This window comes from Kitasatospora sp. NPDC091276 (assembly GCF_040684355.1).
In the GTDB taxonomy this organism is placed as follows: domain Bacteria; phylum Actinomycetota; class Actinomycetes; order Streptomycetales; family Streptomycetaceae; genus Kitasatospora.
On the sequence record NZ_JBFBFU010000016.1, the window covers coordinates 1 to 18420 of the forward strand.

The window sequence follows — 18420 nt, forward strand, 5'->3', positions numbered from 1 at the left end:
AAGTCGACGCTGACGTTGTCGAGGGCCACGACGCGGGTCTCCCCGTCCCCGTAGACCTTGTTGAGGCCGGTGGCGCGGGCGGCCGCCAGGCCGGTCCGGACGGCGGTTGCGGTCGACGTGGTCACGGGGGTGCTCCTTGGTGGTCGCGGGCTGCGGGAGACGCGCTGGGCGCCTGGACGGCCGGGCCGCCAGGGGCGCCCGGCCGTACCTCCATGCTCCGCCGTGTGATCACGAGTTCTCGTCGCTCCGCCGGACGGTTGGCCTGACCATCGCTGGGCGTACGGCCAGGTGACGCCCTCCTCCTGGGGTATGACGCCGACCCTGAGCGCTGGGCGGTGGCCGGAACTCGTACACTTCGTGGCCGAATTGCGGACTGTTCGTCAGATCGCAAGGAAACATGACAACTTCCCTGGCTGGGAACATGCGAAAGGGTGAGGCGGGCGACTAGGCTCTGGGGTGGCCCGCACCGGGGGTGGAGCGCTTCTTCTCCGGCCGATGGAGGGGTCCGTCCTCAGGACGCCCGGATGGTGGAACGCAGACACGGGCAGCTTAAAACTGCTTGGCCGCGAGGCCGTGCCGGTTCGAGTCCGGCTCCGGGCACCGCTCGACTCGCGGGGGCGCCGACGGCGTCCCCGCCGGGAGTCGTTCAGTGATCCTCCTCGCGGCGTATCCCGATATTTTTGCCAAGCCATTACCCTGGTGGCTGGGCGGTGCAGTGCCGCCACGGAGGGAATGTGCAATGAGAAGCAGCAACCCGGTCTTCTCGCGGGAGGGGTCCTTCACCCGCGAGCCCGGCTACGCGGGGTTCGGTACCACCACGCAGGCCGGGGGCCAGTACAGCAACAACCCCTACGCGGGGACCCCTTACGCCCAGCAGCCGCAGGCGCAGGGCCCGCTGACCGACGAGCAGCTGTACGAGATGTACAACGGGCCGTCGGCCGGCCCCGCCGCCACCGGGCGGATGACGCTCGACGACGTGGTCGCGCGCACGGCCATGACGCTGCTGACCCTGGTCGCCGCCGGCGCGGTGGCCTGGTTCGTGCTGCCGTTCGAGAACTTCGGCTTCGCGATCGGCGCCAGCCTGGTGGCCATGGTCGTCGGCCTGGTGGTCTCCTTCAAGCGCAGCGTCAGTCCGCCGCTGATCCTGACCTACGCGGCTCTTGAGGGCTTCGCGCTCGGCGCGGTCACGCACGCGCTCAACACCGTCATCAACGGCATCGCGATCCAGGCGGTGCTGGGTACGGCGGCGGTCTTCGCGGCGATGCTGTTCGCCTACAAGAGCGGCCGGATCCGGGTCACCGCGCGCTACACCCGGATCGGCATCGCGATTGCCATGGGCTTCGTGCTGCTGATGCTGGTCAACATGATCGCGATGGCGTTCGGCGCCGACATGGGGCTGCGTTCAGGCCCGCTGGGCATCGTGGTCGGCCTGATCGGCATCGCCCTCGGCGCCTTCTTCCTGTCGCTGGACTTCGCGGCGATCGAAGAGGGCATCGCCCAGGGCGCGCCGCAGAAGGAGGCCTGGCGGGCCGCCTTCGGGCTCACCCTGTCGCTGGTCTGGATCTACGTCGAGATGCTGCGCCTGATCGCGATCCTGCGCGGCGACGACTAATCGCGTTCCCGCCGTGCCACTGCCGCCGGGCCCCCGGAGCGAAACGCTCCGGGGGCCCGGCGGCGTTTAGGCTCCCTGTCATGCATGACGTACAGCTCCTGGTCGAAGCCGTCGACTCCTTGGCGGATCGTTTCCGCTCGCTGCCGCAGAGCAAACTGCTGGGCGCCGTGCCCGGGTACGAGTCCCGGGCGGCGGCCGCGCTGGCGTTGGCCCGGCGGCTGGCGGCCCTGGCGCTGGCGGCGGAGAGCGGGCCGGATCGGGAGTTCCCGGACGCCGGGGCCTTCGCGGCGGGGGACCAACTGGCCGTCGCCGGGCACGACCTGGCGGCCGCGCTGGCGGCGCTGCCGGAGGGCGACGCGCTCGCCCTGCCGGGCGGGCCGGTGGCGGCCGCGGAGGTGCTGGCCGGGGCGCTGGCCGCGGTGCGGGAGACGGCGGCGCTCTGCGGATAGACGTCCGGACACGCCGAAGGCCGGCCGGGTCGGTAACCCCTTGACCCGGCCGGCCTTCGGCGTGCTGTGGTGTGCCGCGCTGCTGGGGCGGCGTCAGATGCTGGCGACCACCCGGTCGGCGAGGACGTAGACGGCCTCCTCGTCGGTGGAGAAGGTCAGCGAGTACGAGCCGGAGAAGCGCGAGCCGCCGAGCAGCCGGACGTGCTCACCGGCACGGACCGCGTCGATCAGCCGGTAGGCGGCCTCCCGGTCGCCCGGGGCCACGCAGAGCGTGGTGCCGTCGGCGAAGGCGTACACGTCCAGGGTGCCCAGCGGGCCCGGGCGGACGTCGATCAGGGCGACGGCCTCGTCGGCGAGGGTGGCCAGCCGGGTGTCGGTCCACTCGCGGGACGGCGCCTGGCTGGGCACGAAGTCGGGGTGGGAGGGGTGGCGGCGCGGGTCGGGCGCGGCGACCGGGGCGTCCTCGACGGCCTGGTCGGCGTCCAGCAGCCCGGCCTCCAGACCGGTGGCCAGCAGGTCGGCCTCGCGGCGGGCGCGGGCGTCCCCGGTGGGTTCGGCGGAGCCGGTGGAGGAGGTGCCGGTGGAGGAGGTGCCGGCGGAGAAGGTGCCGGTGCCCTGGCCGGGGAACAGCGACGAGCCGCCCTCGGGTCCGGGCTCGGCGGGACCCTCGTTGATCAGGTCCTCCAGCGCGGAGCGCAGCGCCTCGCCGAACTCCGGGTCCATGGTGCCGGCGTTGTCGACGGCGTCCTGCGGGCCGGTGGGGCGGGGGAAGAACAGCGGCCACTCGTCGGTGCTGGCGAACGGGCCGGTGTACGGGGAGTCGAACAGTGGCGCGTCCTCGGCCGCACGGGCCTCCTGCTCGGCCCAGAACGCCCGGGCCTCGGTGATCTCCCGCTCGCGGTCGGCGGCGAGTGCCTCGGTGACGGCCTGGCGTATCGCGGCCTGGTCCACCGGGGCGGGTGCGGCCTGGGCCGCGGCCCGCGCGTCCAGCCGGCGGGAGAGTCCCCGGAGGTGGAGCAGCACGGCGGTCGACACGGTGATCAGGATCAGCAGCAGGATGGTGTAGACGGCGCTCACGGAACGTACTCCTAGCGAGGAGCGGAACGGGGTTACGTGTCCACACTGCCGCATCCGGGGCTGTTGCCGCAGTGGCGAATGTCTAATTTGTGGGGGACTTTCGCTCTTGTCCCCAAATTGTTAGGTAACACCGTTCTACGCAGTGGAGTTGATCCGCTCCGCAGTGTCGATTTCCGAGCTGAAAACGAGCGAAAAGAGGGCCGGATCGACCTCGCGATGTGATCCGGCCCTCAATTACTCACGGTCACTCCAAATGGGTGGTCCAGACCCTTTCGGGGCGGCCCGGCGGGTCAGCTGAGGCGCTCGATCACCATCGCCATGCCCTGGCCGCCGCCGACGCACATGGTCTCCAGGCCGAACTGCTTGTCGTGCCACTGCAGGGAGTTGATCAGGGTGGTGGTGATCCGGGCGCCGGTCATGCCGAACGGGTGGCCGACGGCGATCGCGCCGCCGTTGACGTTCAGCTTGTCCAGGTCGATGCCGAGATCCCGGTAGGACGGGATCACCTGGGCGGCGAAGGCCTCGTTGATCTCGACCAGGTCGATGTCGTCGATGGTCAGGCCGGCCCGCCGCAGCGCCTGCCGGGAGGCCTCGACCGGGCCGTAGCCCATGATCTCGGGGGAGAGCGCGCTGACGCCGGTGGAGACCACCCGGGCGAGCGGGGTGATGCCCAGCTCCCGGGCCTTGGTGTCGGACATGATGACCAGCGCGGCGGCGCCGTCGTTCAGCGGGCAGCAGTTACCGGCGGTCACGGTGCCGTCCGGCCGGAACACCGGCTTCAGGCCGGAGACGCCCTCCAGCGTGACGCCGGCGCGCGGGCCGTCGTCCTTGCTCACCACGGTGCCGTCCGGGAGCGTCACCGGGGTGATCTCGCGCTCCCAGAAGCCGGCCTTGATGGCGGCCTCGGCGAGGTTCTGCGAGCGGACGCCGAACTCGTCCTGCTCGGCGCGGGTGATCCCCTTGAGCACGGCCAGGTTCTCGGCGGTCTGGCCCATCGCGATGTAGGCGTCCGGCAGCAGGCCGTCCTCGCGCGGGTCGTGCCACTCCCCGCCGCCCTCCTCGGCGCGCTTGGCGGTGCGGGCCTGGGCCTCGTCGAAGACCGGGTTCGTGGTGCCCGGCATGCCGTCCGAGGTCCCGTTCACGCTGCGCGAGACGGTCTCCACGCCGGCCGAGAGGAAGACGTCGCCCTCGCCGGCCCTGATCGCGTGCAGTGCCATCCGCGTGGTCTGCAGCGAGGACGAGCAGTAGCGGGTGATGGTGGCGCCGGGCAGGTAGTCCATGCCCATCTGGACGGCCACGATGCGGGCCAGGTTGTGGCCCTGCTCGCCGCCGGGCAGGCCGCAGCCGAGCATCAGGTCGTCGATCTCGCGCGGGTCGAGCTGCGGGACCTTGGCCAGGGCGGCCTGGATGACGTGGGCGGTCAGGTCGTCGGGGCGGACGTCCTTGAGCGAGCCCTTGAAGGCCCGGCCGATCGGCGAACGGGTGGCGCTGACGATGACGGCTTCGGGCATGGCGGGCTCCTCGCTGGGTGACGGCGGACTGGCGTCCGGGAGGAAAGTTACCGCCTGGTAGATCAGGCGTCACCCGTCCCGGCGTGTGAGCTGGCCGACGTGTCGCCGGCCTCTGGAACGGCTCCTTCCCCGGCCTCCTCGGGCGCCCACGAGCCGGGCAGCCCGACCCGCAGCCGGTGGCGCAGCAACGCCCAGCGGCGGCCGGTGCCCTCCGCCTCGACGGCCGCGACCTCGGTGCCCGAACGCCCGGCCGCGGCGGCGGCGGCCATCGCCACCGGCAGCACCGTCCCGCCCGGCACGGGTGTGGCCGGGCGCTCCTCCTCCGGCCAGAGGCCGAGCGCGGCGCACACCGAGGGCAGCACGGCCATCGCGGCCGTCGCGTAGCCCTGGGCGGACGGGTGGTAGCGGTCGGCGGCGAACATCTCCGGGCGCGCCGCGAACTCCGGGCCCAGCAGCGAGCCCAGCGAGACCGTCCGGCCGCCGGCCTCCACGACCGCGATGGTCTGCGCGGCCGCCAGCTGCCGGCTCAGCCGGCGGGCCACCCAGCGCAGCGGCGGGCGCACCGGCTTGATCGTCCCGAGGTCCGGGCAGGTGCCGACCACCACCTCGCAGCCGTTCGCCCGCAGCGCCGCGACCGCCTCGCCGAGCTGGCGGACGGCCAGCTGGGCCGGGCTGTGCCGGGTCACGTCGTTGGCGCCGATCATGAGCACGGCGACGTTCGGGTGGTGCGGCAGCGCCTGCTCCAGCTGGCCCGAGAGGTGGGCGGAACGGCCGCCGGTGCGGGCCACGTTGACCAGCCGGACCGGGCGTTCGGCCACCGAGGCCAGGCCCGCGGCCAGCAGCGCGCCCGGGGTCTCCCGGGCCCGCAGCACACCGAGGCCGGCGCCGGTGGAGTCGCCGAGGACGGCCAGCACCAGCGGCGGCTGCGTGGCGGCGGAGCTGTCGGCGAAGGCCTCGCCGTAGACGCCGTCGGCCTTGGGCGGATCGCCCTCCAGCACGCCGATGGCCTGGATCGCCAGCTTGCTCTCGGTGAGCAGCACGCCCACCAGGCCCACGCCCAGCAGGCCGAGCCCGCCGCCGCCGTACGCCGCCGCGGTGGCGATCCGGCGGGCCACCCGGGCCCGCGAGTCCTGTGCCCCTGGCATCCGATGCCCCCTTCGCGTCCTCGTGCCGCCCCCTCCGGGGCCATGGCGATGCCTGCACCCCCCTCCTACCCGCGCGGGGGCCGGGGCTACCTGCGGGGCTGGGCCATTGGGGGAGGAGGGCGGGTGGGGGCCGCCGCGCGGGGCCGGGGCGGGGCGAGAGGCGGGTGGGGCGGAAGGGCGGGCTGGGGCGGGCGGCACGGCCTAGGCTTTGCAGTACCGAAAGCACTCGCATGCCCACAACCGGGAGGACCCCCGTGCGGTACCACAACTCGATCATCGACCTCGTCGGCAACACGCCGCTGGTCAAGCTGAACAAGGTCGCCGAGGGCATCAGCGCGACAGTGCTGGCGAAGGTCGAGTACTTCAACCCCGGCGGTTCGGTGAAGGACCGCATCGCGATGCGCATGATCGAGGCCGCCGAGGCCTCGGGCGCCCTGAAGCCGGGCGGCACCATCGTCGAGCCGACCTCCGGCAACACCGGTGTCGGCCTGGCGATCGTGGCCCAGCAGAAGGGCTACAAGTGCATCTTCGTCTGTCCGGACAAGGTGTCCACCGACAAGATCAACACCCTGCGCGCGTACGGCGCCGAGGTGGTCGTCTGTCCCACCGCCGTGGCCCCCGAGCACCCGGACTCGTACTACAACGTCTCCGACCGGCTCGTCCGGGAGACCCCGAACGCCTGGAAGCCGGACCAGTACTCCAACCCGGACAACCCGGCCTCGCACTACCACTCCACCGGTCCGGAGCTGTGGGAGCAGACCGAGGGCCGGATCACCCACTTCGTGGCGGGCGTCGGCACCGGCGGCACCATCTCCGGCACCGGTAACTACCTGAAGGAGGTCTCGGGCGGCAAGGTCAAGGTGATCGGCGCCGACCCGGAGGGCTCGGTCTACTCGGGCGGCACCGGCCGGCCGTACCTGGTCGAGGGCGTGGGCGAGGACTTCTGGCCGACCGCCTACGACCGTGACGTCGCCGACGGCATCGTCGCCGTCTCCGACAAGGACTCCTTCCAGATGACCCGCCGCCTGGCCAAGGAGGAGGGCCTGCTCGTCGGCGGCTCCTGCGGCATGGCCGTGGTGGCCGCGCTGGAGGTGGCCAAGGACCTGGGCCCGGACGACGTCGTGGTGGTGCTGCTGCCGGACGGCGGCCGCGGCTACCTGTCCAAGATCTTCAACGACGACTGGATGGCCGACTACGGCTTCCTGCCCTCGGCCACCGACGAGGCGCACATCGGCGAGGTGCTGGCCCGCAAGGACGCCATCGAGCACGAGGGCATCCCGCAGTTCGTCCACATGCACCCGAACGAGACGGTCGCCGAGGCGGTCCGGGTGCTGCGCGAGTACGGCGTCTCGCAGATGCCGGTGGTCTCCCCGGGTGCCGGCCACCCGGACATCATGGCCGGCGAGGTGATCGGCTCGGTGGCGGAGAAGCTGCTGCTGGAGGGCGTCTTCGCGAAGGAGATCGAGCTGACCGACACGCTGGACCGGGTGATGTCCAAGCCGCTGCCGGTCGTCGGTGCGGGCGAGACGGTCACCAACCTGATGACCGTGCTGGAGAAGGCCGACGCCGCGGTGGTGCTGGTGGAGGGCAAGCCGCAGGGCATCGTCACCCGCCAGGACCTGCTGGGCTTCCTCGCCGGCCGCGCCGCGCACTGACCCGTCGGCCCAGGCCCCGGCCCTGACCGGCCCCGCCGCCGGCCCCGATCCCGCCGCCGGCCCCGGTCGGCGGGGCGGACGAGGGTTCGCCCACGCTTCGCCCGCGGTTCGCCCACGGGCGAAGTGGTACACCGGCGTCACCTGCCCGCAGCACGCGGTTAACAACGGTCCGGCATCGTGGTGGTCAACGGCAAGACGCCGAGCGAGACGACGGCAACCGTCCGGGAGCGGCTCCCCGGCGGACGCGGTCGGCTCCGGACACGTCGGGCGGTCCTGACCCGGCCCGCCGTGTCCGCCCTCCAGCCCGGCAACGGGGGAGAGGGGCCTCCGCGGGAGGCGCCGTCGTCCCGCCCCTGCCCGGCTGCGGCCGGTCGACAGGGTGCGGCGGCTCCCGCGGCACCTCGCGCCGCACGGCGCGTCTCCGCGGTTCCCGGGTGGGGGAACCGAGGCGGAGAACGGCAGGGCCGGTCCTTCTCCGAGGGACCGGCCCTTCCCGTACGCTCACACGCATGACCAGCACTGAAACCACCCAGGACGAGCCGCGCTACGTCCGGCTCAAGATCGAGCTCATCGCGGAGATCACCGACGAGGGCGCGCTCAAGGCGGCCGCCCTGAAGCAGGTGACCGAGGACGAGTACCTCGACGACGACGAGCGCGCCCAGTCCGTCGACGCCATCGAGGTGGACCCGTCGGGTTCGCTCGCCCACTTCATCGACCCGGTGGCGCTGCTCGGCGACGTGCCGGGTGTCGAGCTGGCCTCGGCGACCTGGGAGTCGGCGCAGACCGAGTTCGACCCCGAGAACGAGGGGTGGGACGAGTACGTGGTGGACGAGTCCGCCGAGTAGCGGCCTCGCTCCGCTGGCTCGTCACCGCTCGTGAACGCCCGGTCTGCCCCGCAGGCCGGGCGTTTTTCCCTGTTCACCGGGAAGTTGGGTCATCTCATACGATCGCTTACCCTTCGGAGGTGGAACCGTGCACGGGCGGATTGCGTTTCTGTATCCGTAAATGCCCGGGATGATCAGCAGGGAGACGCGACGTGACGGCACGGGACGGTCAGGGGCGGGCAGGCGGAGGCAACTGGAGCCGGCGCGGAGTGCTCGCGGGCCTGATCGGGGCGCCGGTCCTGCTGCTCGCGGCCTGCAACGACACCAAGAGCGCCGACGCCAACGGCTCGGGCGGCTCGGGCGGCTCGGGCGGTTCCGGTGGAACCCCGGGCACCGGCAGCGGCTCCGGCGGGACCAGCAGCGCGCCGAAGACCTCGACCGCCGTCATCACCGTCACTCCTGCGGACGGTGCCGCCTCCGCCAGCTTCAGCGAGCCGGTCAAGGTCACCGTCAGCAACGGCACCCTGGGCACCGTCAAGGTCACCGACTCCACGGGCAAGGAACTGGCCGGCCAGCTCGCCTCCGACGGCGCCAGCTGGACCTCGGCCGCCGCCCCCGCCAGCGGCACCAAGTACACCGTGGCCGCCACCGCCCTCGACAAGGACAAGCTGGAGGCGGACGCCAACGCCACCTTCACCACGGCCACCCCGGCCAACACCTTCGTCGGCTACTTCACGCCCGAGGACGGCTCGGTCGTCGGCGTCGGCATGCCCGTCTCGATCACCTTCAGCAAGCCGATCACCGACCGCAAGGCCGTCCAGCAGGCGATCACCGTGATAGCCGAGCCGGGCGTCGAGATCGTCGGGTACTGGTTCTCCAGCACCCGCCTCGACTTCCGGCCGCAGGAGTACTGGGCCAAGGGCACCAAGGTCACCCTCAAGCTCCGGCTCAAGGACGTCGAGGGCGCCAAGGGCGTCTACGGCACCCAGTCCAAGGACGTCCGCTTCACCATCGGCCGCGCCCAGACCAGCGTCGCCGACCTCGGCGCCAAGAAGCTCACCGTCACCACCGACGGCCAGGTCAGCGCCGTCTACAAGATCTCCGGCGGGTCGCCCGAGCACCGCACCTGGGGCGGCAAGATGGTGATCTCCGAGCAGTTCCAGCAGACCCGGATGAACTCGCAGACCGTCAACCTCGGCAGCGAGTACGACATCGCGGACGTGCCGCACGCCCAGCGGCTCACCACCTCGGGCACCTTCATCCACGGCAACTACTGGTCCTCGTCGTCGATCTTCGGCGGCCAGAACACCAGCCACGGCTGCATCGGCCTCCAGGACGCCAAGGGCGCGCAGGACGGCAGCACGGACGGCTACAAGTTCTACAAGAGCTCCATGGTCGGCGACGTGGTCGAGGTCGTGAACTCCGGCGACAAGACCGTCGCGCCGGACAACGGCCTGAACGGCTGGAACCTCGGCTGGGCCGCCTGGAAGGCCGGCAGCGCGGTCTGACGCCGGGAGCCGCCGGGAGCCCGCCGGTCAGCGCTTGGCGTAGTCGGCGAAGCCCTGCCAGTCGACGATGACGCAGGGCTCGTCGCCGACGATCCAGGCGTCGTGCCCGGGCGGGCAGATCATCAGGTCGCCGGGGCCGAACTCGGTCTCCTGACCGTCGTCCATGACGATCCTCATCCGGCCCGAGACCACGTACCCCGTGTGGGCGGCCCGGCAGCTGTCGGTCCTGGCGATCGGCTTCACGTGCTTGGACCACTGCCAACCCGGGTGGAACACGGCCCGGCCCACCGGGCCGGCGTCCAGGTTGACCAGGCGCAGCTCCCCCGTGCCCTCCTCGAAGGGGCGGACCTCCTCGGGGGCGTCGAAGTTCATGCGGACGAGACCGGACATGGCGCACTCCTCTCCGCGCGGACGGCCCGGCCGCCCGCGCGGAGAGGAGGCAGGCCCGTCTGCTGGCCCTTCCAGTCTGCGCCCCGACCGGCGGGCGGTCACCTCGGGTGGCCGGCCCGCCGGAACGGTCACGGACGGTCAGCCCTGCGTGCGGGCCACGCCGATCGGGCAGGAGGCGCCGGTGCCGCCGAGGCCGCAGTAGCCGTTCGGATTCTTGGCGTCGGACAGGTACTGCTGGTGGTACGGCTCGGCCGGGTAGAACGGGCCCGCCGGGGCGATCTCGGTGGTGATCGGGCCGTAGCCGAGCGCCGTCAGGGCCGGCTGGAAGGCGTCCCGGCCGGCGGCCGCGGCGGCGGCCTGGGCGGGGGAGTGGGTGTAGACGGCGGAGCGGTACTGGGTGCCGACGTCGTTGCCCTGGCGGTTGCCCTGGGTCGGGTCGTGTGCCTCCCAGAAGGTCTTCAGCAGCCGCTCGTAGGAGATCACCGAGGGGTCGAACACCACCCGGACCGCCTCGGTGTGCCCGGTCAGCCCGCTGCACACCTCCTCGTACGTCGGGTGGGGGGTGTAGCCGCCCTGGTAGCCGACCAGCGTCGTCCAGACGCCGGGCAGGCGCCAGAACGTCCGCTCGGCGCCCCAGAAGCAGCCCAGCCCGAAGTCGGCCACCTCCAGGCCGTCCGGGTACGGCCCGGTGAGCGGGTGGCCGAGCACGGTGTGCGGCTCGCGCAGTGCGAAGCCCGGCGACTCCCGGCCGGGCAGCGCCTGGTCGGCGGGAACGAGCGAGGTCTTGTGGCGGTTGAACAGCACGGCCTGCTCCTGCGGGGTAGGGAGGGTTGCGCAGGATTCAACGCGGCGGGCCGCCCCCGGATTCCGGCGCCGCCCGGATTCCGCCGCAGCCCCGCTTCGCAGCCGGCCCGGTTCACGGCGGGCTGGGACGTTCCGGAGGGCGCCGGGCCGCACGGCCACTAGGCTCGACCCATGACCGAGCACCAGCTTCCCCAGGGCTTCGAGACCCTCGCCATCCACGCGGGTCAGGAAGCAGACCCCCAGACCGGGGCCGTCGTCACGCCGATCTACCAGGTGTCCACCTACAAGCAGGACGGGGTGGGCGGCCTGCGGGGCGGCTACGAGTACAGCCGCAGCGCCAACCCGACCCGCACCGCGCTGGAGGAGTGCCTCGCGGCGCTGGAGGGCGGCGCCCGAGGCCTCGCCTTCGCCTCCGGCCTGGCCGCCGAGGACACCCTGCTGCGCACCATCCTCAAGCCGGGCGACCACATCGTGATCCCCAACGACGCCTACGGCGGCACCTTCCGGCTGTTCGCCAAGGTGCTGACCCGCTGGGGCGTCGAGTTCTCCGTCGCCAACACCCAGGACCTGGCCACCGTCCGGGCCGCGCTGCGCCCCAACACCCGCGCGGTCTGGGTGGAGACCCCGTCCAACCCGCTGCTGGGCATCACCGACCTGGCCGCGCTCGCCGAGGTCGCGCACGGCGCCGGCGCGCTGCTGGTGGTCGACAACACCTTCGCCAGCCCGTACCTGCAGCAGCCGATCGCGCTCGGCGCGGACGCGGTCGTGCACTCCACCACCAAGTACATGGGCGGCCACTCGGACGTGGTCGGCGGTGCGCTGGTGCTGGCCGACGCGAGCCTGGGCGAGGAGGTGGCGTACCACCAGAACGCGATGGGCGCCGTCTCCGGGCCGTTCGACGCCTGGCTGGTGCTGCGCGGCATCAAGACGCTGGGTGTCCGGATGGACCGGCACAGCGCCAACGCGGAGAAGGTCGCCGAGCTGCTGGCGAGCCACCCGAAGGTCAGCCAGGTGCTGTACCCGGGCCTGCCCGAGCACCCCGGCCACGAGATCGCCGCCAAGCAGATGAAGGCCTTCGGCGGCATGGTCTCGTTCCGGGTCCAGGGCGGCGAGGAGGCGGCGGTCGAGGTCTGCAACCGTGCGCAGCTGTTCACCCTCGGCGAGTCGCTCGGCGGCGTGGAGTCGCTGATCGAGCACCCGGGCCGGATGACCCACGCCTCGGTGGCCGGTTCGGCGCTGGAGGTGCCCGCCGACCTGGTGCGCGTCTCGGTCGGCATCGAGTCGATCGACGACCTGCTCGCCGACCTCAAGCAGGCACTGGGCTAGGACGCGTTCAGAGGCCCGGATTCTGTTGAGGATCTTCGGCCTCGATGAGCCGGCTGGGGACCGCGGTGGTCACCTGCCGCGCTGTCGGCGCACTCGGCCGGAGGAGCCCCTGCGGGCTCCTCCGGCCGGTCCGTCGCGTCATGCCCTCACGCGCTCGCGCCGGAGCGGTCCTTCAGGAGCGCTTCCAGGAAGTGGGCGACGCGGCAGCGCAGTCCTCGTTCGGACCGGACTCACCGCGTACCAGGTCCCAGAGGTTCCGTCCGCCCCACATGGTCCATGAGTCCGCTGAGGCCCATGAGTGCGGCGGGTGAGGGGGGCGCGGACACGGCTTCGGCGGGCACTTCTCGTCCTCGACCGTGATCGTCACACACGGGCAGTCCACGGTCAGTTCGACCGTGGTCACCGCGGTCTGGGGCAGTTCGTAGCCGGGGGGAGCGGCGGTTTCCTGCCAGTAGTAGGTGCCGAACGGAAGGTTGTCCGCGGAGCAGACGCCGTTCGCTCCGGTGGTGCAGGGGGAGCCGACGGGGGTGTCGGGGTTGGTTCCGGTGGTTTGGAGGCCGGGGGTGCCGTTGGTCTCGTGCCACAGCTGGAAGGTGGCGCCGGCCAGCGGTTGCCCGGTGGCGGAGTCGACCTTGGTGACCGTGGTGGAGCCGATCGGGGTGGTGGTCTTGGTGTCCTGGACGGTGACGGGGATGCTCTGTCCGTCGGTGTCGAGGACCACGGTCGTCACCGCGGGCTGCGGCAGGTCGTAGCCGGGCGGAGCGGCGGTCTCCTGCCAGTAGTAGGTGCCCAACGGGAGACCTGTCGTGGAGCAGACGCCGTTCGCCCCGGTGGTGCAGGGGGAGCCGACGGGGGTGTCGGGGTTGGTTCCGGTGGTTTGGAGGCCGGGGACGCCGTTGGTCTCGTGCCAGAGTTGGAAGGTGGCGCCGGCCAGTGGTTGCCCGGTGGCGGAGTCGACCTTGGTGACCGTGGTGGAGCCGGTCGGGGCGATGGTCTTGGTGTCCTGGACGGTGATCGGGACGTTCTGTCCGTTGGTGTCGAGGACGACGGTGGTGACGTTGAGTTCCGGCAGGTCGTAGCCGTTGGGTGCCGATACTTCTTGCCAGTAGTAGGTGCCGAGGGGGAGGCCGTTTGCGGAGCAGGTGCCGTTCGCTCCGGTGGTGCAGGGGGAGCCGACGGGGGTGTCGGGGTTGGTTCCGGTGGTTTGGAGGCCGGGGGTGCCGTTGGTCTCGTGCCAGAGTTGGAAGGTGGCGTCGGCCAGCGGTTGCCCGGTGGCGGAGTCGACCTTGGTGACCGTGGTGGAGCCGGTCGGGGCGGTGGCTTTGGTGTCCTGGACGGTGATCGGGACGTTCTGTCCGTTGGTGTCGAGGACGACGGTGGTGACGTTGAGTTCCGGCAGGTCGTAGCCGGGGGGAGCGGCGGTCTCCTGCCAGTAGTAGGTGCCCAACGGGAGACCTGTCGTGGAGCAGACGCCGTTCGCCCCGGTCGTGCAGGGGGCGCCCACCTCGGTGTCCGGGGTGCCCCCCGAGGTCTGGAGGCCGGGGACGCCGTTGGTCTCACGCCACAGCTGGAAGGTGGCCCCCGCCAGGGGCTGCCCCGTGACGGAATCGACCTTGGTCACGCTGGTCGAGGCGGTGGGAGCGGGACTTCCGCACGCCGGAAGGTCGCCGTTGAAGGGATAGGCGTGGAACTCGGTCCCGGTCATCCCCGAGCCGGAGTTCTGGAGCAGCGAACCGGTGGTGAAGAACCGTCCGTTCAGACCGGGCAGGCTCATGGTGGCGGTGCTGGCCGGGTTGCCGACCAGCACACTGCCCTGGAACTGCCCCGATCCCTTGAGCGTGACGGACGTCGCGGCGGGGAAGTTCCACAGGAGGCGCTCGCGCAGCTGGTTCCAGGGATCGGTGTCCTGGAGGCTCCCGCTGTAGGTGTTGATGGTGCGGGCGCCGCCCACGAGGTTGACGAGTACCGTCGCGTTCGCGGGGATGCCGGCGAACGCGATGCCCTGAGTGGAGCCTCCGTTCCCGGCGATGTCGAAGTCGACGTTGAAGACCTGGAGTGCGGAGGTGCCGTCACCGGTGAACAGGGTCTGGTACCCCTGGTTGACCGCGGTTCCGGTGGCGGGGCGGGGTGTGCCGACCCCGGCGTAGCACTCGCTCGCCGTCTGCAGCTGACCGCGCAGCGGCGTGTAGGCGGCCACGGCCTGTGCTTCCTGGACCTTCGTGCCGACGATGGTGCCCGTGGCCGTGCCCGCGTAGCGGACGACGCCGCCCTCCGCCAGGAGCCTCTGCCCCGGGGCCACCGTGACGTTGCCTCCGGCGGTGAGGAAGTCGGCGCCGTTCGGCGGGGGGACCCGTGAGCCGACGCCGACGATGCCGATGTTGTAGACGGAGCTGCCTCCCGGGGCTTTGTTCAGGTCGAAGTTGCCGAGGGTCACCACGTGCCCCTCGGCCTCCGCGGCGGAACCGCCGACGTTGAAGTCGCCGCCGACGAAGATGTTCACGCCGTCGTCGCGGCCTGCGAAGGGACCGTTGTTGACCGGGGGGAACGTCGCGGGACAGTCCGCACCCAGGCACGGCCCGAGGCCGCCCGGAAGACCGGCCGCGTACGCGGCCGGCGGTGCGACGAGTGACATGCCGAAGGGCACGAGCGTCAGGGCCAGGACGGAACCCACCGTCCTGCCGAGTCGGCGTCTCCAGGTGACGGTGGTCACCGGGTTCTGACTGGGCTTCACCTCAGTCCTCTCACCATGTGGACACAATGGGGCCCTCGGAGTGTTCCGGGCTGGAGGGCCGAGCATCGTGACTCGCTGGTGTTGTCATCTGAAAATCGTGTTAATGCACCCGTTCGGCTGTGTGTCGACGGGCGATCGGTCCGGGCGCGGGGGACGGCCTCCGGCCGTCGGCGGTCACTGGCCGTCGGCGGTCACTGGCCCTGCTGGTCCGCGGTGTACGACTCCATCGCGTGGTTGAAGCGGGCCAGCAGGGCGCAGAACGCCTGCTGTTCCTCGGGCGGCCAGTCGGCTGTCAGGCGGCGGGTCAACTCGGCCCGCCCGTCGCGGACTTCGACCAGTCGGCCGGAGCCGACCGGGGTCAGCGCGAGGCGTACGGCGCGGCGGTCGGCCGGGTCCTGGACCCGGCCGACCAACCCGCCGGCGACCAGCGGGGCGACCTGCCGGGTCACCGTGGAGGAGTCGACGCCGAGCGACTCGGCCAGTGCCTTGACGTTGGCGGGCCCGTGCCGCTCCAGGCGGTCGAGCAGCAGGTAGGCGGCCCGGTCCAGCGCGCCGAGACCGCCGCCGGTGGTCCGGACCTGGTCCATCCGGCGGGCGAACACCGCCAGCTGGTACTGGAGTCGGGCGTGCACGGGGTCGGTGCGGTCGGTGGCCTGGGGCGAGGTCGTCGTCATCGCGGCTCACGATCGTCGTGCGGTGAGGGAGGCTCAGAAGCAGCAGCGTACGCGGGCGGGGCGGGCCCGGGAACAGCCCCGGCATCCCGGATTGCCGGTGTCGACCACCGTAGGCTGGCGTTATGCACAACTGGCCGGTCACCCTCGACGACGTCCGCGGCGCCCAGAAGATGCTCGCCGGGATCGCCCGGGTGACGCCGATGGAGGGCAGCCGGTACCTGTCCGGGCTGATCGGCGCGCCGGTCCACCTGAAGTGCGAGAACCTCCAGCGCACCGGTTCGTTCAAGCTGCGCGGCGCGTACGTGCGGATCGCCGGGCTCTCGCCGGTGCAGCGGGCCGGCGGGGTGGTGGCGGCGAGCGCGGGCAACCACGCGCAGGGGGTGGCGCTGGCGGCCTCGCTGCTGGGGGTGCACTCGACCGTTTTCATGCCGGTCGCGGCACCGCTGCCCAAGGTCGCGGCGACCCGGGAGTACGGCGCGCAGGTGCGGCTGCACGGTGCCACGGTGGACGAGGCGTTGCAGGCCGCGCAGCGGTACTCGGAGGCGACCGGCGCCGTGTTCATCCACCCCTTCGACCACTGGGACGTGGTCACCGGCCAGGCGACCGTCGGGCTGGAGATCCTGGAGCAGTGCCCCGAGGTGCGGACCATCCTGGCCGGGGTGGGCGGCGGCGGCCTGCTGGCCGGGATCGCGGCGGCGGTCAAGCCGTTGCGGCCGGACGTCCGGGTGGTGGGGGTGCAGGCGGCGGGCGCGGCCGCGTACCCGCCCTCGCTGGCGGCCGGGCGGCCGGTGTCGCTGGAGCACTACGCCACGATGGCCGACGGGATCATGGTCGGCCGGCCCGGGGACATCCCGTTCGAGGTGGTCAACTCGCTGGCGGACGGCGTCCGGACGGTCTCCGAGGACGCGCTGTCGCGGGCCCTGCTGCTGGGCCTGGAGCGGTTGAAGCTGGTGGTCGAACCGGCCGGGGCGGCCCCGATCGCGGCGCTGCTGGAGCAGCCGGACTCCTTCGAGGGGCCGGTGGTGGCCGTGCTGTCCGGCGGCAACATCGACCCGCAGCTGATGCAGCGGGTGCTGCGGCACGGGCTGGCGGCGGCCGGCCGGTACCTGTCTCTGCGGGTGCGGCTGGCGGACAAGCCGGGCTCGCTGGCCGACCTGCTGGGGGTGCTGACCGGGCTGGACGCCAACGTGCTGGACGTCGCGCACGTGCGGATCGACCCGCGGCTGGGGCTGACCGAGGTCGAGGTGGACCTGCACCTGGAGACCAAGGGGCCGGAGCACTGCGCGGCCGTGGTCGGCGAGCTGCGGGACTCGGGGTACGTCGTTTCCAGCTGAGTCCCGAAGGTGCCTGAGGAGCCTGAGGAGCATAAGGAGCCTGAGGCGCTTGGGGGGCTTGGGGGGCCTGGCGTCTCGGGCGCCGGATGGTGCGGGGCGGGCCTCAGCGGATCTCGGTGGATGTCAGTGGTCCCTGTCACTATGGCGGAGCCCTATGCCTTGACGCGATATATCGCGTACTGCCAGACTCGCGATACATCGCGTTCTGTGTGCCGGTAGGCGAAAACCGAGTCGCCCGCATGCCCGAAAAAGGGGCAGAGTGTGACAGATCGCCCATATTCGTCCGAGGAGATGAGGCAGGCCATGGCGCCAGCCATCCAAGCCGAGAACCTGGTCAAGACCTTCGGCGACGTACGAGCCCTGGACGGCGTGAGCCTCGACGTCCCCGAGGGCACGGTGCTCGGGCTGCTCGGCCCGAACGGCGCCGGCAAGACCACCACCGTGCGGGTCCTCACCACCCTGCTGCGTCCCGACTCGGGCCGCGCGGTGGTCGCCGGCGTCGACGTGCTCAAGCACCCCAACAAGGTCCGCAGCCTGATCGGCCTGTCCGGCCAGTACGCGGCGGTCGACGAGTACCTCACCGGCTTCGAGAACCTCCAGATGGTCGGCGAGCTCTACCAGATGAGCGCCCGTCAGGCGAAGGCCCGGGCGCTGGAGCTGCTGGAGTGGTTCAACCTCACCGAGGCCAAGGACCGCACCGCCAAGACCTACTCCGGCGGCATGCGCCGCCGCCTCGACCTCGCCGCCGCGCTGGTCGTCCGGCCGCCGGTGATGTTCCTCGACGAGCCGACCACCGGCCTCGACCCGCGAAACCGGCTCGCGCTCTGGGAGGTCATCGAGACCCTGGTCGAGCAGGGCACCACGCTGCTGCTCACCACCCAGTACCTGGAGGAGGCCGACCGGCTGGCGCACGACATCGCCGTCGTCGACCACGGCCGGGTGATCGCCCGCGGCACCGCCGACCAGCTCAAGGCCCAGATCGGCGGCGAGCGGATAGAGGTCGTGGTGCACGAGCCGGGCCTGGTCACCGACGCGGTCGCGGCGCTGTCCGGGTACGCGCTGGGCGAGCCGGCGGTGGAGAAGAACACCCGCCGGATCACCGTGCCGGTCAGCGGCGGCGCCCGGGTGCTCGCCGACGTCATCCGCGAACTGGACGCCCGCGGCATCGAGATCGACGACATCGGCCTGCGCCGCCCGACCCTGGACGACGTGTTCCTCACCCTCACCGGCCACGTCGCCGAGGCGGTGGAGGAGGAGAACGGCTCCGGCGGCCGCGGCCGGGGCGGTCGGGGCAAGGGCGGGCCGTCCGCCGAGGGGCCGGACGGCTCCGACGGCCAGGGACCGGACAAGCGGGCCGTCGCGGCCGGAACGGAGCGCTGA

15 protein-coding genes, 1 tRNA gene and 1 pseudogene are annotated in these 18420 nt (G+C 72.0%); 9 read left to right on the forward strand and 8 right to left on the reverse strand.

The window, feature by feature from the left end:
* Nucleotides 1–125 (reverse strand): annotated as a pseudogene (locus tag AB0O19_RS20850) (ABC transporter ATP-binding protein); the annotation flags it as partial.
* A gap of 393 nt (nucleotides 126–518) precedes the next feature.
* Between AB0O19_RS20850 and AB0O19_RS20855 the strand changes: the two are divergent.
* From AB0O19_RS20855 to AB0O19_RS20865, 3 genes are all read left to right on the forward strand, one after another.
* Nucleotides 519–600: transfer RNA gene (locus tag AB0O19_RS20855), tRNA-Leu, on the forward strand.
* 139 nt (nucleotides 601–739) lie between these two features.
* The gene (locus AB0O19_RS20860; RefSeq protein WP_363621306.1) at nucleotides 740–1612 is read left to right on the forward strand and encodes a Bax inhibitor-1/YccA family protein; all 873 of its coding nucleotides are present in this window, start codon (nucleotides 740–742) and stop codon (nucleotides 1610–1612) included.
* A gap of 80 nt (nucleotides 1613–1692) precedes the next feature.
* Nucleotides 1693–2061 (forward strand): hypothetical protein, encoded by a 369-nt coding sequence (locus tag AB0O19_RS20865; protein WP_363621308.1) that lies wholly within the window; start codon nucleotides 1693–1695, stop codon nucleotides 2059–2061.
* A gap of 93 nt (nucleotides 2062–2154) precedes the next feature.
* Here AB0O19_RS20865 and AB0O19_RS20870 read toward each other — a convergent pair whose 3' ends face one another.
* The 3 genes from AB0O19_RS20870 to AB0O19_RS20880 form a co-directional block, all read right to left on the reverse strand.
* Nucleotides 2155–3138 carry a hypothetical protein gene (locus tag AB0O19_RS20870; protein ID WP_363621310.1) on the reverse strand — a complete coding sequence of 328 codons (984 nt, stop codon included), beginning with the start codon at nucleotides 3136–3138 and terminating at the stop codon, nucleotides 2155–2157.
* 290 nt (nucleotides 3139–3428) lie between these two features.
* Nucleotides 3429–4649, reverse strand: a complete 1221-nt coding sequence (locus tag AB0O19_RS20875; RefSeq protein ID WP_363621311.1) for an acetyl-CoA C-acetyltransferase — start codon at nucleotides 4647–4649, stop codon at nucleotides 3429–3431.
* 62 nt (nucleotides 4650–4711) lie between these two features.
* Nucleotides 4712–5794 carry an SGNH/GDSL hydrolase family protein gene (locus AB0O19_RS20880; RefSeq protein ID WP_363621313.1) on the reverse strand — a complete coding sequence of 361 codons (1083 nt, stop codon included), beginning with the start codon at nucleotides 5792–5794 and terminating at the stop codon, nucleotides 4712–4714.
* 254 nt (nucleotides 5795–6048) lie between these two features.
* On the opposite strand from AB0O19_RS20880, the gene AB0O19_RS20885 reads away from it, so the two are divergent.
* The 3 genes from AB0O19_RS20885 (at nucleotide 6049) to AB0O19_RS20895 (ending at nucleotide 9781) form a co-directional block, all read left to right on the forward strand.
* Nucleotides 6049–7449, forward strand: a complete 1401-nt coding sequence (locus AB0O19_RS20885) for a cystathionine beta-synthase (protein WP_363585474.1) — start codon at nucleotides 6049–6051, stop codon at nucleotides 7447–7449.
* A gap of 509 nt (nucleotides 7450–7958) precedes the next feature.
* A complete protein-coding gene (locus AB0O19_RS20890) occupies nucleotides 7959–8294 on the forward strand; it encodes a hypothetical protein (protein WP_063348021.1) in 336 nt (111 codons plus the stop codon).
* Nucleotides 8295–8485: 191 nt separating this feature from the next.
* Nucleotides 8486–9781 (forward strand): Ig-like domain-containing protein, encoded by a 1296-nt coding sequence (locus AB0O19_RS20895; protein ID WP_363621315.1) that lies wholly within the window; start codon nucleotides 8486–8488, stop codon nucleotides 9779–9781.
* 27 nt (nucleotides 9782–9808) lie between these two features.
* Here AB0O19_RS20895 and AB0O19_RS20900 read toward each other — a convergent pair whose 3' ends face one another.
* Nucleotides 9809–10171, reverse strand: coding sequence for a cupin domain-containing protein (locus tag AB0O19_RS20900; protein WP_350880013.1), 363 nt, complete (start codon nucleotides 10169–10171; stop codon nucleotides 9809–9811).
* 138 nt (nucleotides 10172–10309) lie between these two features.
* Nucleotides 10310–10975, reverse strand: a complete 666-nt coding sequence (msrA, locus tag AB0O19_RS20905; RefSeq protein WP_363621317.1) for a peptide-methionine (S)-S-oxide reductase MsrA — start codon at nucleotides 10973–10975, stop codon at nucleotides 10310–10312.
* Nucleotides 10976–11146: 171 nt separating this feature from the next.
* Here msrA and AB0O19_RS20910 point away from each other — a divergent pair, with 171 nt between their 5' ends.
* Complete coding sequence (locus AB0O19_RS20910; RefSeq protein WP_063348017.1) at nucleotides 11147–12301, forward strand: cystathionine gamma-synthase; 1155 nt, start codon at nucleotides 11147–11149, stop codon at nucleotides 12299–12301.
* Between the two features lie 172 nt (nucleotides 12302–12473).
* Here AB0O19_RS20910 and AB0O19_RS20915 read toward each other — a convergent pair whose 3' ends face one another.
* Nucleotides 12474–15032, reverse strand: coding sequence for a SpaA isopeptide-forming pilin-related protein (locus AB0O19_RS20915; protein WP_363621319.1), 2559 nt, complete (start codon nucleotides 15030–15032; stop codon nucleotides 12474–12476).
* 191 nt (nucleotides 15033–15223) lie between these two features.
* The gene (locus tag AB0O19_RS20920) at nucleotides 15224–15706 is read right to left on the reverse strand and encodes a MarR family transcriptional regulator (RefSeq protein ID WP_363621321.1); all 483 of its coding nucleotides are present in this window, start codon (nucleotides 15704–15706) and stop codon (nucleotides 15224–15226) included.
* Between the two features lie 122 nt (nucleotides 15707–15828).
* Here AB0O19_RS20920 and ilvA point away from each other — a divergent pair, with 122 nt between their 5' ends.
* The gene (gene ilvA, locus AB0O19_RS20925) at nucleotides 15829–17040 is read left to right on the forward strand and encodes a threonine ammonia-lyase (RefSeq protein WP_363621323.1); all 1212 of its coding nucleotides are present in this window, start codon (nucleotides 15829–15831) and stop codon (nucleotides 17038–17040) included.
* Between the two features lie 303 nt (nucleotides 17041–17343).
* A complete protein-coding gene (locus tag AB0O19_RS20930) occupies nucleotides 17344–18420 on the forward strand; it encodes an ATP-binding cassette domain-containing protein (RefSeq protein ID WP_363621325.1) in 1077 nt (358 codons plus the stop codon).

What these genes read in the sequence shown, in the direction of transcription:
- AB0O19_RS20860 (WP_363621306.1), top strand. Translation starts at nt 740, where the DNA reads ATGAGAAGCAGCAACCCGGTCTTCTCGCGGGAGGGGTCCTTCACCCGC.
- AB0O19_RS20865 (WP_363621308.1), top strand. Translation starts at nt 1,693, where the DNA reads ATGCATGACGTACAGCTCCTGGTCGAAGCCGTCGACTCCTTGGCGGAT.
- AB0O19_RS20875 (WP_363621311.1), bottom strand. Translation starts at nt 4,649, where the DNA reads ATGCCCGAAGCCGTCATCGTCAGCGCCACCCGTTCGCCGATCGGCCGG.
- AB0O19_RS20880 (WP_363621313.1), bottom strand. Translation starts at nt 5,794, where the DNA reads ATGCCAGGGGCACAGGACTCGCGGGCCCGGGTGGCCCGCCGGATCGCC.
- AB0O19_RS20890 (WP_063348021.1), top strand. Translation starts at nt 7,959, where the DNA reads ATGACCAGCACTGAAACCACCCAGGACGAGCCGCGCTACGTCCGGCTC.
- AB0O19_RS20900 (WP_350880013.1), bottom strand. Translation starts at nt 10,171, where the DNA reads ATGTCCGGTCTCGTCCGCATGAACTTCGACGCCCCCGAGGAGGTCCGC.
- AB0O19_RS20910 (WP_063348017.1), top strand. Translation starts at nt 11,147, where the DNA reads ATGACCGAGCACCAGCTTCCCCAGGGCTTCGAGACCCTCGCCATCCAC.
- AB0O19_RS20920 (WP_363621321.1), bottom strand. Translation starts at nt 15,706, where the DNA reads ATGACGACGACCTCGCCCCAGGCCACCGACCGCACCGACCCCGTGCAC.
- ilvA (WP_363621323.1), top strand. Translation starts at nt 15,829, where the DNA reads ATGCACAACTGGCCGGTCACCCTCGACGACGTCCGCGGCGCCCAGAAG.
- AB0O19_RS20930 (WP_363621325.1), top strand. Translation starts at nt 17,344, where the DNA reads ATGGCGCCAGCCATCCAAGCCGAGAACCTGGTCAAGACCTTCGGCGAC.